Source organism: Tunturiibacter psychrotolerans, assembly GCF_051013365.1.
Taxonomy (GTDB): domain Bacteria; phylum Acidobacteriota; class Terriglobia; order Terriglobales; family Acidobacteriaceae; genus Edaphobacter; species Edaphobacter psychrotolerans_A.
Genome location: NZ_CP132941.1, coordinates 1,453,526 through 1,469,472 on the forward strand (window position 1 = coordinate 1,453,526; position 15,947 = coordinate 1,469,472).

At 56.7% G+C, this 15,947-nt stretch carries 9 protein-coding genes and 1 riboswitch; of the genes, 6 read left to right on the forward strand and 3 right to left on the reverse strand.

What is annotated here, in order from left to right:
• Nucleotides 1-15: 15 nt before the first annotated feature.
• Nucleotides 16-3,507 (reverse strand): carboxypeptidase regulatory-like domain-containing protein, encoded by a 3,492-nt coding sequence (locus tag RBB76_RS05920; RefSeq protein WP_429628329.1) that lies wholly within the window; start codon nucleotides 3,505-3,507, stop codon nucleotides 16-18.
• Between the two features lie 79 nt (nucleotides 3,508-3,586).
• Nucleotides 3,587-3,783: riboswitch (cobalamin riboswitch) on the reverse strand.
• A gap of 82 nt (nucleotides 3,784-3,865) precedes the next feature.
• Nucleotides 3,866-5,143 (reverse strand): ectonucleotide pyrophosphatase/phosphodiesterase, encoded by a 1,278-nt coding sequence (locus RBB76_RS05925; protein ID WP_429628327.1) that lies wholly within the window; start codon nucleotides 5,141-5,143, stop codon nucleotides 3,866-3,868.
• A 197-nt stretch (nucleotides 5,144-5,340) separates the two neighbouring features.
• Here RBB76_RS05925 and RBB76_RS05930 point away from each other — a divergent pair, with 197 nt between their 5' ends.
• The 6 genes from RBB76_RS05930 (at nucleotide 5,341) to RBB76_RS05955 (ending at nucleotide 13,925) form a co-directional block, all read left to right on the forward strand.
• Entirely contained in the window at nucleotides 5,341-6,588 is a 1,248-nt protein-coding gene (locus RBB76_RS05930; protein ID WP_429628326.1) for a Zn-dependent hydrolase, read from the forward strand.
• 219 nt (nucleotides 6,589-6,807) lie between these two features.
• On the forward strand, nucleotides 6,808-8,166 hold the full coding sequence (locus RBB76_RS05935; RefSeq protein WP_429628325.1) for an NAD(P)-dependent oxidoreductase: 1,359 nt from the start codon (nucleotides 6,808-6,810) through the stop codon (nucleotides 8,164-8,166).
• The gene (preA, locus tag RBB76_RS05940; protein ID WP_429628324.1) at nucleotides 8,153-9,577 is read left to right on the forward strand and encodes an NAD-dependent dihydropyrimidine dehydrogenase subunit PreA; all 1,425 of its coding nucleotides are present in this window, start codon (nucleotides 8,153-8,155) and stop codon (nucleotides 9,575-9,577) included. The genes RBB76_RS05935 and preA overlap by 14 nt, the downstream gene beginning before the upstream one ends.
• Nucleotides 9,578-9,650: 73 nt before the next feature.
• Complete coding sequence (gene hydA, locus RBB76_RS05945) at nucleotides 9,651-11,054, forward strand: dihydropyrimidinase (RefSeq protein WP_429628323.1); 1,404 nt, start codon at nucleotides 9,651-9,653, stop codon at nucleotides 11,052-11,054.
• The gene (locus RBB76_RS05950) at nucleotides 11,045-12,523 is read left to right on the forward strand and encodes an NCS1 family nucleobase:cation symporter-1 (protein WP_429628322.1); all 1,479 of its coding nucleotides are present in this window, start codon (nucleotides 11,045-11,047) and stop codon (nucleotides 12,521-12,523) included. Before hydA ends, RBB76_RS05950 begins: the two co-directional genes overlap by 10 nt.
• 16 nt (nucleotides 12,524-12,539) lie before the next feature.
• The gene (locus tag RBB76_RS05955; RefSeq protein WP_429628321.1) at nucleotides 12,540-13,925 is read left to right on the forward strand and encodes an aspartate aminotransferase family protein; all 1,386 of its coding nucleotides are present in this window, start codon (nucleotides 12,540-12,542) and stop codon (nucleotides 13,923-13,925) included.
• Nucleotides 13,926-13,937: 12 nt separating this feature from the next.
• Here the strand turns inward: RBB76_RS05955 and RBB76_RS05960 are convergent, their stop codons facing one another.
• On the reverse strand, nucleotides 13,938-15,485 hold the full coding sequence (locus tag RBB76_RS05960) for a CoA-acylating methylmalonate-semialdehyde dehydrogenase (protein WP_429628320.1): 1,548 nt from the start codon (nucleotides 15,483-15,485) through the stop codon (nucleotides 13,938-13,940).
• Between the last annotated feature and the right edge of the window lie 462 nt (nucleotides 15,486-15,947).

A 15,947-nucleotide genomic window follows, 5' to 3' on the forward strand; every position in this document is an offset into this window, starting at 1 on the left:
ACGAGCGGCTCTGCGCTAGAAGGAGAACTTGGCTGCTAGCTGGACGAGACGTGGGGCTGCGGCGCTGACGATCTTTCCGAAGTTCTCCGTGTCTTCGACTTGCCCGTCGACGGCGGCGGGACCGTAGAACTGAGTGTGGTTGAAGGTGTTGAAGGACTCGAGGCGGAAGTCGAGGGATTTTGATTCTGCGAAGCGGAGACCTTTCTGGACGGCCATGTCGAAGTTGTTGATGCCGGGGCCGTAGAAGATGCGGCGTTTTGCATCGCCCAGCTGGCCTAGGTTTTCTTCAGGGAAGAGAGCGGTGTTGAAGGCTGGTCTTCCGTTGCGGCCGTTGGTGTTGATCTTTAGATTGCCGGGGAGGTATTGCGGGGTGTCGAGGAGATAGTTGTTGGCGCCGTTGCCTAGAGTACCGAGGAGGGAGTTGTCGGAGTTGTCGAATAGCGTGACGGGGAAGCCAGAGGCGAAGCGGGTGGTGCCGGAGAGGCTCCACTCTTCGGTGAGGCGGTTGCTCTTGTGGAAGAGAGTGGCGACAGGGAGTGCCCAGGAGTAGCTGGCTACGAAGTTGTGCTTGAGGTCCCAGGCGGAGATGGTGCGGCTTTGGCGGGGGTCGATGGGGTTGAGTTGTTCGCCGAGGCTTGAACCCTGGTCGATGGATTTGGCGTAGGTGTAGCTGAAGAGGAACTGCGAGCCGTGGTGCTGGTAGCGGAGGGTGGTTTCAAGGGCGTTGTAGTTGGAGCTGGCGGCGGATTTGTCAGCGGTGTTTTCGCCGTAGTTGGGGCCCTGACCTACGCGAGTTCCCTGCACTGTTTCACCAGCGCTGTTGGTGTAGGTGGAGTCTTCGCCGAAGGGGCCGCAGCCGGGGAGGCTGAGGCAGAGTGCGGGGTCTCCGGGGTTGGCGGAGATGAGGGTGAGGATGCGGTGGCCCTGATTGCCGACGTAGCTTACGGTGAGCAAGGTGTGCCCGGTGAGCTGGCGCTGGAGGGAGAACATGTAGTTGCTGGTATAGGGAGCGCGGTTGCGGTAGTAGAAGAATGGATCGGCGGCGATGGGAGTGAAGTTGGCCCAGTTGACTGAGGTGTCGGGGTTGGTGCGGGAGACTGAGTGCGAGGGGAATGGGAAGGGAAAGCGCTGGCCGTTATTGACTCCGGTGGCGGCGGTGACGAAGGGAGTTGCGAGTAATGGTGGGCCGGGGCTGAGGTAGTTGAAGCCGAAGGGCGGTACGGCGTACATGATTCCCGCGGTGAGGCCGGGGAAGGCGGTGTAGAAGAGGCCGTAGCTGGCGCGGATGCTTGATTGGCCGTTTGCGCCGAAGACTTTGCTCCAAAAGCCATGGTCGATCTTTGGAGAGTAGGCGAAGCCGATGCGCGGGGCGAAGTTTTTGTAGCTGGTGGGGGCGATGGTGCTTGGGATTCCGGGGTCCCCGGCTACGACGAAGCCTTCGGGAGCTCCGGGGTAGAGGGTTGATTGTGCTCCGGGAATGTAGGTTTGGAGTTGATTGTATTTTTCCGACCAGGGGGCGATGACGTCCCAGCGGAAGCCTGCGTTGATAGTGAGATCGGGGCGGACGCGCCAGCTGTCTTGCACGTAGAGGCCTAGATAGTGGTTGCGCAGGTAGAAGGGTTGGCCGGAGGATTGAGTGAAGTTGCTGGGCGTACCAAGGAGGAAGTCGGCGTAGGGGTCTCCGGTTTCGGTGCCGTTGTTGTTGAAGGTACCGTTGAAGGTTGCGTTGGGATGCTCGTTGACCTGATCGATGTGAAATTGAACGCCGAGTTTGAGAGTGTGCGCGCCGACGGAGCGCGAGAGGCCGTCGCTGAGATAGTAGGTGTTATTGACCTGGGTTTCGTTGGTGATGGGGACGCCCATGACGAAGGTTGGGAAGGTGATGTTCTCGACACCTTCAAACTGCGGGGCCTGAACGAAGATGCCTCCGTTGGCGGGGTCTGTGAACCCCTGAGATGCGAGGCTGACGCCGAGGCCGCCTTTTGGCTGGCCGATGACGTTGGCGTTGCGGAGGTAGCCGATGTGGAGTTCGTTGACTGTGTTTGCGCCGATGACTTTTGTATCGCTAACGGAGAAGAGTTGCGCTCTGCCGATGAAGAGGGCGTCGAAGCCGGGGATGCTTGCGCCGGCGACTGAGCCGGGGTAGGGGTTATCGAGGTTGTAGTCGTCGATAAAGTAGTAGGCGGAGAGCTGGCCGAAGCGGCTGTTGCCGTCGATGCGTACTGAGCCCTTGTCGTCTCTAACTGTTTGCGAGAAGGCGGAGGAGGAGAACTGATTGTTTCCTACATTCGGCGAAGGGATGTACTGGAGGAGACTTTTTGCGGGAGCGGACCATGCGGTCTGAGGGATGTTGCCGTCAGGAAAGACGCTGGTGTAGGGTTCGCCCGCGGTAACAGGGCGGCCTAGTTGCTGGCTCAGCAGGGATGCGAGATAGGGGCCACTGACGAAGCCGGTGAGGTCGTCGAAGCTGCCGGTGCGTTGGGCGAGCGAAGGGACGGAGATGTTTCCGGTGGAGACGCCTTGTGTGGTCCGGGTGCCCTGATAGTCGGTGAAGAAGAAGATCTTGTCGTGCTTGATGGGGCCGCCGATGGCTCCGCCGAATTGATTTTGTTTGTAGGCGGCGCGGGTTTGATCGAAGAATCCCTTCGCGTCGAGGTTGGTGTTGCGGAAGAACTCGAAGGCTTTGCCGTGAAGGTGGTTGGTTCCGGATTTGCTGACGACGGTGATGATGCCGCCGTTGTAGTTGCCGTATTCGGGATCGAAGTTGGTGGTGAGGACGCGGAACTCTTCGATGGAGTCGAGGTTGGGGATGACGGCGGTGCCCCCGTTCATGGGCTCCACCACATTGATTCCGTTGACCATGAATCCGTTGGAGGATTCGCGTTGGCCGTTGATGGAGAGGTTGCCGGGATTTTCGTCGCCTGAGGGATCGATGCTGCCGGTGACTCCGGCCATGATGACGGAGTTGGGCAGGAGGGTGGAGACGGGAGCAACGCCGGGTTGGATGGCGAGCAGATCGGTGTAGCTGCGACCGTTCAGGGGGATCGCGGTCATCTGGTCGTAGGAGACTACTTCGCCGAGGTGAGTTGCGGTGGTTTCGACTTGAACGGCGGCCTCGCTGGTGACGGTTACGACGTCGGAGCGGGTACCGATTTCGAGGGAGGCGTTGATGCGCAGAGCGGAGTCGGCGTCTATGGCCAGGTCGATCTTTCGCTGCGTGTTAAAGCCTGCCGCGGTGATGTCCAGGTCGTAGTGGCCTACGGGAAGATTGGGGAAGGTGTAGAAGCCTTGTTTGTCGGAGACTGCGCTGTAGGTCGTATGCTGGGCGGTGTTGACCAGCTTGAGGGTTGCTCCGATGACAATAGCGCCGCTTCGGTCTGTGATTGCGCCGGAGATGCTGCCGCCGGTTGCTGCATGCAGGAGAGATGTGATCGTGAAGAGGAATGCGAACGCCAAGAGATACTGAAACGTTTTGAGGACGGGAGAGCTTGATTTCAATTGCAGCATTTACGCCTCAACAGATGGCGTGGTAATCAGGCTAAGCTCAGGATGAGTGAGCGATCGCCCCCGTTTCCACGCGGGGTAAAATCACGACTTCTCCTGGGTAGGTCTCCTGATTTACAGGCGAAGCTGCTGTTGAGCGGCTCCTGACTCTTCGCCTTCCCCGATAAAAATCGAGTGGCTAGTGAAGAGTCTTTTCCTGATTACAGTGGCGGGACCATGCCGGACTTACACCGGCTTCCCTTTTATGCCCTCGCGGGCACCCAGGATGTTTCATTTCCAAATTAGCACATGCCGCGGTGTCGGAGGAGGAGGTGCATTTGTTTTGGCGGAACGTTCCATTCGGCGACGAAAATCTTGAAGGTTATTTTAGGGCGCGGCGCAACGGCTTCCACTCCCCGTCGTTTGCCGCGGGCTTGAGTCCGAGCAGCTTTGCGATGAAATCGTAGACATCGACGTTTTGGAAACTTGCGAGTTTCGCTCCTGAGCGGATGTCGGGGCCATTTGCGACGAAGATCGCCTTCATCTCGGGCATGCGGGTTACGTCGTAGCCGTGTTCGCCTGTCGGTGGCTTGCGGGCACTGTCGTGGATGCGAATGTTGTAGGGGCCGTTGGGCACAATGACTGGATCACCTTCGCGTGGGTTTTCGTTGAAGTGGAGATAGGCTGGGACTTCGGCTCGGCGATAGGCTGTGAAACGCGGGTCTGGATGTGCGCGGAAGCTCTCGTATGCTTTCTGTGCATCCGCTTCGGTCTCCGGATAGAGGAGAGTGCCTTCGGATTTGAAGTGGGATAGATCGGCGTATTGGTCAAGAGTGATCCAGTCGCCATCTGTCTTTATCATGCCGTGGTCGGCGAGGATGATGAGATCGATAGGGAGATGCGTGGCGTCGAGTTTGGCTTTTAGGTCGCCCATGAGTTGATCGACATGATGGACCTGCTCCTGCTCTTGAGGGGAGTCGGGGCCATATAGGTGCCCAGCGTGGTCGGTGTTGCTGTAGTAGAGGGTGATGAAGTGCGGACGTTCCGATGGGGGGAGTTTGAGCCAGGCGATTACCTGATCGATACGCTTCTGGTCGTCGAAGGCGTCGTCGAAGTGAAGATATTCGTCGGGCCGTTCGCCGGCGATTTTTGCTTCGGAGCCCGGCCAGAAGAAGGATGCGGCGCGCATTCCCTGCTGTTCGGCGAGTGACCATAGAGGAGTGCCGTTGTACCAGCTTCCGTCGGTGGTGTTCTTCGGGTCTCGGTAGGAATATGTCTCGCCACGAACGGGATCGTAAAACACATTGCCTACGATTCCGTGGTGCTCGGGGTAGAGACCGGTGACGAGGGTGAAGTGGTTCGGAAAGGTGATGGAGGGGTAGGACGGTAGCATGCCCTCTGGTGCGGTTGCCCCGGTGCGCGCCAGTTCGGCGATATGTGGGGCGCCGAACTTTTGTGGATAGTCGTAGCGGAAACCGTCGAGCGAGACCAGAACGACGTAGTGTTTTTTCTGTTGCTTGGGTGAGTTCGGGGGAGCGGCGATTTTTACGACTTTGTCGCCTTCTGAGCTTTGGGGAGATTCGGCTTGAACGCTCTGGACCAAGAGAGCGAGGAGAACGGCAAAGACGCAGGTTTTGAGAATGGATAGGCGAACGGACAAATGCTGCTCCCGAATTTGCTCACCGAATGAGCGGGGTTATTGGATGGAAGAAAGGCCAACAGTTCTAAACTATTTTAACGGCTTCCGGATAAAGAGGAATGAAAGTTGTAATTGTGCTTTGGACTCGAAGTTGATGGGCATTCAAATTCACAACAAACCTGCGACAGGTATAACCTTATTTTTTCAGGAGAAGATGAGTGCCTGTTGATCCGCTTCGAGTCATCTCTGATCTTAAGGAACTTCGTGCGTTGACGGGTAACGCTGATGGCGCTCAGCGAGTGGCGTGGACTCCGGTCTGGCTCAAGGCACGCGAGTGGTTTCAGGAGAAGCTGAAGGGGCTTCCGGTGGAACATCATTATGACGCTGCGGGAAATTCCTGGACTACACTTCGGGGCGATTCGGATCGAGCTCTTATTCTTGGGAGTCATCTTGACTCTGTGCCAAATGGGGGTTGGTTGGATGGATGCCTTGGCGTGCTTGCTGCACTAGAGGTAGTGCGTGGCCTGGCAGAAGACTTTAGCGGACGGCCGCCGATCACGATTCGGCTGGTCGACTGGGCGGATGAAGAAGGTGCGCGATTCGGCCGTAGCCTCTTCGGGTCTTCCGCATTTGCAGGGACTCATACGATTGAGGCCGATCGCAACCGGACGGACCGCGATGGCGTGCGGCTTGAAGATGCTCTTCGCAATTGTGCGATTGAAGTAGAGCAGATTGGGAACGCGGCCGAAGAGCGCAGGAACGCTGGTGCGTATCTGGAGTTGCATATCGAGCAAGGGCCGGTGCTCGAGGGAATGAGTCTGCCGTTAGGAGTAGTGCTGGGGACCAAGGGAGTGGAACGCCATGCCATTACGTTCCATGGGCAGGAGGCTCACTCGGGATCGACCCCGATGGGTGTACGACGAGATGCACTGGCGGCTGCGGCGAAGCTGGCGCTTGAGATTCGTCCAATCGCGCGGAAACATCCTGATGCGGTCGCGACGATGGGAAGCGTGAAGACTTTTCCGGGGATTGTGACGGCTGTGGTTGGACGTTGCGAGACTACGCTTGATATGCGTGACCTTGATGAGAAGGTGCTGGCTTCGATGCTGCGTGACGCTCGAAATGCGAGTGAGCGTTTTGCGAGGGAAGAAGGCTGCACTGTCGATTGGTCCAGGATTTGGAGCATTGAACCGATCCCGTTTGATCCACAGCTTGTTGAGTTTTGTGAGGACGCAGTCCGGGAGACTGCTAGCGTGTCTCATCGACTGCCTTCCGGTCCGCTGCACGATGCGGCGGAGGTTGCGCGCGCTGGGATTCCGACTGTCATGATGTTTACTCAATCGCTTGCCGGGCTGAGCCACAATAAGGCGGAAGATACGAGGGTCGAAGATTTGACGTTGGCTGTGCAGGCATTCGATCGGCTTGCGAGAAAGACCTTGAGATGGTTAAGCGAACAAGGATCATGATTGAAGCTGAAGATCGATTCGCCCTGTTTCCTGATCCAAAGTGATCTTGGACTTCTCGGGTTGGCGGTGGGTTTGGCGAGATAGTGCATAATAGTCACTCCTGATAAAAGATGCGCGGTCTAGGAGGGTCATAATGTCTTCCATGATGCAATTGCCCACATTCAATGGATGTTTCCGCGGCTATGATCTTGTTGAGCCTGATGGGATGATCGGACTTTGATGAGCGAACGCGTTCCTTTTCCTGGGCAGATCGTGGCTGCGCCAGAGCTGGCAGAACGCTTTGGCGATCTGCATCCGCCACTCGACCGGCAGGCTGCTGTGCCTGAGGCCAATCGCTGCTTGTATTGCTTCGATGCGCCGTGCACGAATGCATGCCCGACACATATTGATGTGCCGCGATTTATCAAGAAGATCGCCAGCGGGAATCTTTCGGGCTCTGCGCGCACGATTCTGGATGCGAATATTCTGGGGGCGAGCTGCTCTCGGGCGTGTCCGGTGGAGGTGCTTTGCGAGGGCGCCTGCGTGATGCATCGCTACAACAAACAACCGATTCAGATCGCACGCCTCCAGCGTTTTGCGATGGATGCGCTGTACGAAAGCGGCGCTCCGCTGCCGTTTGAGCCTGGAGCTGAGACTGGGCTGTCGGTTGGGCTGATTGGCGCGGGACCGGCTTCACTGGCTTGCGCCGCTGAGCTTCGGCGTCGTGGCATTCGTGCCGATCTCTACGATGCGCGACCGTTACCCGGGGGTTTAAACACGTACGGAGTTGCAGAGTACAAGTTGCCATTGGTGGAGAGCCTGCGTGAGATTGAGATGCTTGCACAGCTGGGGGTGGACTTTCACTTCGAGACTAGAATCGATGCTGCGGGACTTGCCGAGCTTGAGAGGAAGCACGATGCGGTTTTCTTAGGCATCGGACTGGGCGCAATTCATCAACTGGGAGTTGCTGGAGAAGGGCTCTCCGGAGTGACGAATGCACTCGATCTGATTGCTGGATATAAGTCCGGCTCGCTGACGGCAGTACCCAATCGGGTGGTCGTGGTAGGAGCCGGCAACACTGCAATTGATGCAGCGATTGCAGCCGTTCGGCTTGGGGCTACTGATGTGCATATCCTCTACAGAAGAGGACCTGAACAGATGTCCGCGTTCACGTTTGAGTTCGAGCACGCGAAGAACGAGGGTGTGAAGTTTTTGTGGCATGTTCAACCAATGGGCATTCGTGGCAGTAGAGCTGTGGAAGGGATCGAGTTGACGAAGCTTGAGTCGACGGAGGATGGTTCTATTGTGCCTCGTGATGGATCGGAGTTCGTTCTCGAAGCTGACCTGATTGTTTTATCGATTGGACAGGCTACGCACTCAGGCTTTCTTTCTGACTCTTCGAGTAAGTCCGAAAAGATTCAAGTTGAACGTGGTCGGATTGTGATTGATAGAGCGACGGGACAGACCTCCAACCCGAAATATTTTGCGGGTGGGGACTGCACGAACGGCGGACGCGAGGTGGTAGACGCAGTTGCAGATGGAAAGCGCGCAGGGGTCGGCATCGCTGCATGGTTGGAGGCGCAACATGTCACCGTCTAAACCGACACTGGAAACTACCTTCTGCGGCATTCCGTGCCTTAATCCTTTTTGGCTGGCGTCTGCACCGCCGACGAACTGCGGAGAGCAGATCATGCGGGCCTTCGATGCAGGTTGGGGAGGGGCCGTTTGGAAGACGATTGGGGAGCCGATTACGAATGTGAGCTCGCGCTACTCATCAATCGATTGGGAGGGGCGGCGCATGATGGGCTTCAATAACATTGAGCTCATCTCGGATCGTCCGATCGAAGTGAATCTGCGGGAGATCGCGGAGGTGAAGCGGCGGTATCCGAAACACGTGGTGATTGCATCGCTAATGGTTGAGAGTAAGCGCGAGAGTTGGCACGAGATCGTACAGCGCGCGGAGGATGTAGGTGCGGACGGCCTTGAGCTTAACTTTGGATGTCCCCATGGAATGAGTGAGCGTGGCATGGGTTCCGCGGTGGGACAGGTGCCGGAGTACTGCGAGCAGATTACGGCATGGGTTAAGGAAAAGGCACGTACGCCGGTGATCGTTAAACTGACTCCGAATATTTCGGATATCCGGATTCCTGCACGTGCTGCCAAACGCGGCGGGGCAGATGCGCTGTCGGCCATCAATACCATCAACTCGATTACGGGCATTGATCTCGATACATTTCAGCCGAACCCGAATGTGGATGGTAAAAGCTCGCATGGCGGCTACTGCGGGCCCGCGGTGAAACCGATTGCGCTCAACATGGTTCAGCAGATTCAGGCAGATGCTGGGAGCGTGCTTCCGCTTTCGGGGATTGGCGGGATTGGAGGCTGGCGTGATGCAGCGGAGTTTATTTTGCTGGGCTGCAGCACGGTGCAGGTTTGCACCGCTGCGATGCACTACGGCTACCGAATCGTCGAAGATATGCAGGACGGACTTCTGAATTGGATGGCAGAGAAGGGGTTTGCTACTCTCGAAGATTTCCGCGGGTTGTCGCTTCCGAATGTTCGCGAGTGGAAGCAGCTCAATCTCAACTATCAGATCGTTGCTCGTATCCACGAGGATTTATGCATTGGGTGCCAGCTTTGTTATACGGCTTGCTGGGATGGGGCGCATCAGTGCATCCATCTTGACCGGACGTCTCCAGTGCCCGATACGACGCGAACGCCAGCGATGGTTGAGGTTGAAGCTGCGCGAAAGATTTCGACCACGCCGATTCCAAAACTCGATACGGGGAGTGCTAGAACGATCTCTGCGATCACCCCGCTTGAACGAATCCCACGTGTGGATGAGGACCACTGCGTGGGGTGCAATCTTTGCTCGCTTGTTTGTCCGGTTGAGAACTGCATCACGATGGAGCGCATTGATAAAGATCTGCCGGCTGAAAGCTGGGAGGAACGTGTCGCAAAGGACCTGGTCCCGTCGGGTGCGCGCGAAGTTATGAGTACCAATACGTGAGCAACTTCTGTCTTTGAGGGTGGGGCGTCATTTTGTTCATGCAACTGTAGCGCTCAAATAGTTTGGAGCAAAGATGGGAACTCTGATTCAGGATGGCACCGTTGTCACGGCTGACCGCGTTGAAAAAGCTGATGTCCTGATTGATGGCAGCACTGTGTTGGAGGTACGTGCCAACATCGATCCTGCGGGGCACACGATTGTGAATGCGGCGGGCCTTTTTGTTTTGCCCGGCGGAATCGACGCGCACACTCATATGGATATGCCGTTTGGGGGGACTGTCTCTGCGGACGACTTCCTCACCGGCACGCGTGCGGCTGCGATCGGTGGGACAACCACGATCGTGGATTTCGCGATCCAGGCCAAGGGAACGCGCATGCGGGATGCGCTGGATATCTGGAAGGCAAAGGCTGACGGCAAGGCTTGCATTGACTATGGTCTGCACATGATCGTGACCGATCTTGGCTCCGATAATGGCAAGCAGGGGCTGCACGATATGGATGATATGGTGCGGGAGGGTGTCGCCAGCTTCAAGCTTTTTATGGCTTATCCGAACGTACTGATGGTGGATGATGGAACGATCTTCAAGGCATTGCAGCAGACGGCAAAGAACGGTGCATTAGTGTGCATGCATGCCGAGAATGGAAGCGCGATTGATGTGATTGTGCAGCAGGCGCTTGCGGAGGGTAAGACGGCGCCGGTCTATCATGCGCTGACGAGGCCGACGAAGGCAGAAGCTGAGGCGGTGCACCGGTCGATTGCGCTGGCTGAGATGGCTGGCGTGCCCGTCTATATTGTGCATCTCTCGAGCGAAGACGCGCTGAACCAAGTTCGGGAGGCGCGGGATCGTGGCGTGCCGGCATTCGCAGAGACGTGTCCTCAGTATCTATTGCTGTCGATTGAAGACCAGATGCCCGGGAAGAGCTTTGAGGAGGCAAAGTATGTCTTCACTCCACCACTGCGGCAAAAGAAAAATCAACCGAAGCTTTGGGATGGACTGGTTACAGATAACTTGCAGGTGGTTTCGACCGATCACTGTCCGTTCTGCTTTGCCGACCAGAAGCAACTGGGGAAGGATGACTTCAGCAAGATTCCGAATGGTGGCCCGGGGGTGGAGAATCGGATGCAACTGCTGTATCACTTCGGTGTGAATGCGGGGAAGATTTCGTTACAGCGGTTCGTCGAGATTACATCCACTGCGCCGGCGCGGATTTTCGGAATGTATCCGAAGAAAGGAACGATTGCTGCAGGTTCGGATGCGGATATTGTGCTGTGGGATCCTGATGCCGAGCATGTTATATCCGCAGCGACACACAACATGCGATGCGATTTTTCGATGTTCGAAGGGTGGAAGGTTAATGGCAATGCGCGGCAGGTTTATTCGCGTGGGGAGCTCGTTGCCGATGGGGGACGATATGTTGCCGCGGTTGGTCGTGGTCAATATCTGCGACGAGAGGCCAGGGGAGGGGCATGGCAGTGAGCTCGATCACGTCTGGAGTCGTTGATCAGACTTCCGCGATGCTGGCTGCGGAACATGACTCGCGGCTCTATAACAACGATCTTGCTCCCACTGTCGCTGCGCAACGTACCTGGGGAACTTACAACTACATCGCACTGTGGTTTTCCATGTCGATGGAAGTGACGACGTACATGCTCGCGTCTTCGTTGATTGCTGGCGGCATGAATTGGAAGCAGGCAATTCTGACGATCCTTTTGGGGAATCTGATCGTGCTGGTGCCGATGCTTTTGAATGCGCACGCAGGGGCAAAGTATGGCATTCCCTTCCCTGTGTTTGTGCGGGCGAGCTTTGGCACGCGTGGAGCGAATCTGCCTGCAATGTTGCGGGCTATCGTGGCTTGTGGATGGTTTGGGATTCAGTCGTGGCTTGGCGGGCAGGCGATTGCCGCGATGATTGCGGTGCTGTGGCCTGCAACGGCGCATGCACCTTCTGTGCTGTGGGCTAGCTTTCTTGGATTCTGGCTCTTGAATATGTATGTGGTTTGGCGAGGTGTTGAATCAATCCGATTTCTGCAGAGCTTTTCTGCGCCCTTCATGCTTGTGATGTCGCTGACGCTTCTCTTTTGGATGCTGCATAAAGCGGGCGGATTTGGACCGATGCTGTCGGCCCCGAGCCGGTTTCACACGACGGGCAGTTTTCTTCACTTCTTCTTTCCGTCGTTGACGGCAATGGTGGGATATTGGGCGACGCTGTCACTGAATATTCCGGACTTTACGCGTTATGCGAAGTCGCAGGATTCTCAGATCGTCGGACAGGCATTTGGTCTGCCCGTCGCGATGGTGCTTTACTCTTTCATCGGGATCGCTTGTACTTCAGCGTCAGAGGTTATCTTTGGAGAGCCGGTCTGGTCGCCGATCACTTTGCTTGGACGTTTCCATCAACCGCTTGCTGCGTTGCTCGCGCTGGTTGCTTTGTTAATTGCGACGTTGAATGTGAATATTGGCGCGAATGTGGTTTCGCCTTCCAATGACTTTTCGAACCTTGCTCCTGGGTTGATTAGTTTTCGTACAGGTGGATTGATTACGGGCTTTTTGGGTCTCGCGATGATGCCATGGAAGCTGATGAGCAGCTTTGGCAGCTATATCTTTGGGTGGCTCATCGGCTATTCAGGACTGTTGGGGCCTGTTGCAGGCATTATGGTGGCGGATTATTTTTTGATTCGGGGGACGCGGCTGGATACGATCTCCCTGTATCGACGCGGAGGCCCCTACGAATACACGCGCGGCGTGAATCCCAGGGCAATCGTTGCGCTGGTCGCGGGTGTCGTCGTGGCGTTGATCGGGCTCGCAATTCCCTCTTTGAAATCTCTTTACGACTACGCTTGGTTCGTCGGCTTTTTTGTCTCGGCGGTCAGCTACTACGTCCTCATGCTGCGATATCGGCCAGCTATTTTGCGCTCGCCCGATGCCGTGACAGACCCAACGCTATAAGAATAGGATTGCACTTATGAGCCCCATCGATGTAGTCGAGCCTCAGAGCTCCAATAAGTCACAGCCGCTTACCAGCCAACAGGTTGTCGATCTTACGCGCCAGCATAATTACGGCACGTGGCGATTTCAAAAGGGCTGGAACCCGATGCATATCGTCGATGCTGAGGGATGCTATATCGTCGACGGATCGGGAAAGCGGTACCTGGATTTTTCGTCGCAGTTGATGTGCTCGAACCTCGGACACAAGAATCAGGCTGTTGTGGATGCGATTGCTCGTCAGGCTCAGCAGTTGAGCTATGCGATGCCGGGGTACGCGACTACGGCACGCGCGGAGCTGTCGCAGATTCTTCTGGAAGTTCTTCCCAAGGGAATCAATAAGTTTTTCTTTACCACGTCTGGTACCGAAGCGAATGAGGCGGCCTTCAAGATTGCTCGCATGTACACGGGCAAATCAAAGATCATCGCGCGGTACCGCTCCTATCATGGTTCGACTGCCGGCTCTATCGCGGCTACGGGAGATCCGCGACGGTGGGCCATGGAACCTGGTGGCAAAGGGCCGGGGATTCTTTTCGCGCCGGAGGTTCACTGTTACAAATGTCCGATCAAACACACGTATCCGGGCTGCGGTATCGCCTGCGCTGACTACATCGAGCATATGATTCGCAACGAATCGGATGTGGCGGCTGTTCTCGTGGAACCGATCGTTGGGACCAATGGAGTGATCGTTCCTCCGGAAGAGTACATGCCTAAGCTTCGCCGGATCTGCGATGAGTACGGAGTTTTATTGATTGCGGATGAGGTGATGACGGGGTGGGGACGGACTGGCGAGTGGTTTGCGATGAATCACTGGGGAGTTGTCCCGGATATTCTGGTGACGGCAAAGGGAATTACTTCGGCCTATGTTCCTTTGGGGCTTTGCGCAACCAGTGAAAAGATCGCTGAGTACTTTCAGGATCATTACTTCGCCCATGGTCATACGTATGAGGCTCATCCGCTTACGCTTGCGCCGGCAGTCGCTACGATTCGTGAGATGCAGCGTCTTGGACTTGTCGAAAGGGCGCGGGAGCTTGCGCCTTATGTCGAAGGCAAGCTTAGAGAGTTGAAGGCGAAACATGCCAGCATCGGGGACGTTCGTGGAAAGGGGCTTTTCTGGGCGGTCGATCTGGTTAAAGATCAGACTACGAAAGAGCCTTTCAACACGTATTCAGACAAGGTTTCCGGAAAGCCGCTGCTGGTGGATCAGATCGCCGCGAAGACACTGGCCGATGGAGTTACGATCCAGGCCTGGGTCTCGCATTTCGTGATTGCTCCGCCGCTGATTGTGACCAAGGAGCAAATTGACCACGGGATTTCAGTGCTCGATAAGCATCTCGGGATGGCAGATGCTGCTGTTGGGCAGTAGGGACAGGAGAACTTATCCCAGAGTCGGCATCGAGGTGTCTACTCCCTTGCGAATTCCTGTCGGCCAGCGAGCCGTGATCGTCTTCAGACGGGTATAGAAACGTACGCCCTCGGGTCCGTACATTGCGTGATCGCCGAACAAAGAACGCTTCCATCCGCCGAAGCTGTGGAAGGCCATCGGCACAGGAATGGGGACGTTGATACCGACCATGCCGGCCTGGACGCGGTGCGCGAAGTCTCGTGCGGTGTCCCCATCGCGTGTGAAGATGGAAGTGCCGTTGCCGTACTCGTGATCGTTGATCAGTTGCAGCGCAGTTTCAAAGTCGCTGGCTCGTACGATACCTAATACCGGCCCAAAGATCTCTTCACGATAGATCTTCATCTCCGGCTTTACGTTATCGAAGAGACAAGCGCCAAGGAAAAAGCCTTCGCCCTTTGCGAGGGCGTTCTCACGGCCGTCGACGCGGAGTTCTGCACCCTCGGTCTGACCGTGTTGCAAGTAGCCGGTTACGCGATCCAGATGCGCCTTCGTAACAAGTGGGCCAAGCTCTGCGCCTTCTTTCATGCCATCGCCCATCTGTAGGCCTTCGATGCGATGTTCGATTTTGTCGATTAGCTTGTCTGCAGTAGCGTTTCCTACCGTGACCGCAACCGAGATCGCCATGCATCGCTCGCCTGCCGATCCATAGGCTGCGCCGACAAGCGCGTCGGCGGCTTGGTCGAGGTCCGCGTCGGGCATGACGATCATGTGATTTTTAGCACCGCCGAGGGCTTGGACGCGTTTGCCGTGCTTCGTTCCTTCGCGGTAGACGTATTCGGCGATGGGGGTCGAGCCGACGAAACTTATCGCCTGTACGGTGGGGTGGGAGAGCAGAGCGTCGACCGCTGTTTTGTCGCCGTGGACGACATTGAAGACGCCGTCCGGCAGCCCCGCTTCTTTGAGCATCTCCGCGAGGAGGAGCGATGCGCTCGGGTCGCGCTCGCTGGGCTTGAGGACGAAGGTGTTGCCGCATGCCAGGGCTATGGGGAACATCCACATGGGGACCATGGCCGGGAAGTTGAAGGGAGTGATCCCCGCTACGACGCCGAGAGGTTGCCGCATGGACCAGCTGTCGATATCGGAGCCTACCTGCTCGGTGTATTCACCCTTGAGCAGCTGAGGGATGCCGGTCGCGAACTCGACCACTTCGAGGCCTCGGGTTGCCTCGCCTTTTGCATCCGAAAAGACCTTGCCGTGCTCGCTGGTGAGTAACGCGGCCACTTCGTCGAGGCGCCGCTCGAAGATTTCGCGAAACCGGAAGAGGACGCGGGCTCTGCGGAGTGCCGGCTGGGCGGACCATGCCGGAAATGCCCGAGCCGCCGCGGCTACAGCGAGGTCTACCTCAGCACTGGTTGCGAGAGCGACCTTCGCCTGCACCCGACCGGTCGCCGGGTTGTACACGTCTCCGAACTGTCCCGAAGTTCCACGCATAGTCTCGCCGTTGACCCAGTGATGGACCTCACGGAGCTGGCGTTCGGCGGACAGGGACGGGGACGCGGGCAGAGTGGATGTGGCAGACATAGGCAGCCTCCTCTTGAGAGGACTATCGTACCAGCCGATTGGAAGGAACGCCGAATCTGTCTGGCGATCGGCTGATCGGCTGCGAGCCCGAGCGGCTTTGAGGTGTGGACATCATTCCGCCCCAGTCCACGGAATTTCGGAGATTGTGAAACGTCTCTCGTTTTCAGATCACAATCTGAGTGTCATCCTGGCTGGAATCTCTTTGTCCTATTTTTCGACGCTTCTCTGTCTTGGTTCACTGGTTTCGCTGTTGAATGCCGCCACCCCTCGGACCTGACAGGTCTGAGGGGCGGGAGTACGCAAATACGGGCGGAAGCCGACAAAAATGGCGGCTCCCCGTGTTATACGACCCGGCATCTCTCGGGACAAGAGGCCTTCGAGTGAGGTACTAACGTTCGGGAAAGAGGTAACGCACGATTGCGGTGAGGGTTCGTAACAAGCTCTTCCTACAGTGTAAACTTG

Excerpts from the sequence above, each read along its gene's own strand:
- RBB76_RS05955 (WP_429628321.1), top strand. The coding sequence starts at position 12,540 with ATGAGCCCCATCGATGTAGTCGAGCCTCAGAGCTCCAATAAGTCACAG.
- RBB76_RS05935 (WP_429628325.1), top strand. The coding sequence starts at position 6,808 with ATGAGCGAACGCGTTCCTTTTCCTGGGCAGATCGTGGCTGCGCCAGAG.
- hydA (WP_429628323.1), top strand. The coding sequence starts at position 9,651 with ATGGGAACTCTGATTCAGGATGGCACCGTTGTCACGGCTGACCGCGTT.
- preA (WP_429628324.1), top strand. The coding sequence starts at position 8,153 with ATGTCACCGTCTAAACCGACACTGGAAACTACCTTCTGCGGCATTCCG.
- RBB76_RS05920 (WP_429628329.1), bottom strand. The coding sequence starts at position 3,507 with ATGCTGCAATTGAAATCAAGCTCTCCCGTCCTCAAAACGTTTCAGTAT.
- RBB76_RS05950 (WP_429628322.1), top strand. The coding sequence starts at position 11,045 with ATGGCAGTGAGCTCGATCACGTCTGGAGTCGTTGATCAGACTTCCGCG.
- RBB76_RS05960 (WP_429628320.1), bottom strand. The coding sequence starts at position 15,485 with ATGTCTGCCACATCCACTCTGCCCGCGTCCCCGTCCCTGTCCGCCGAA.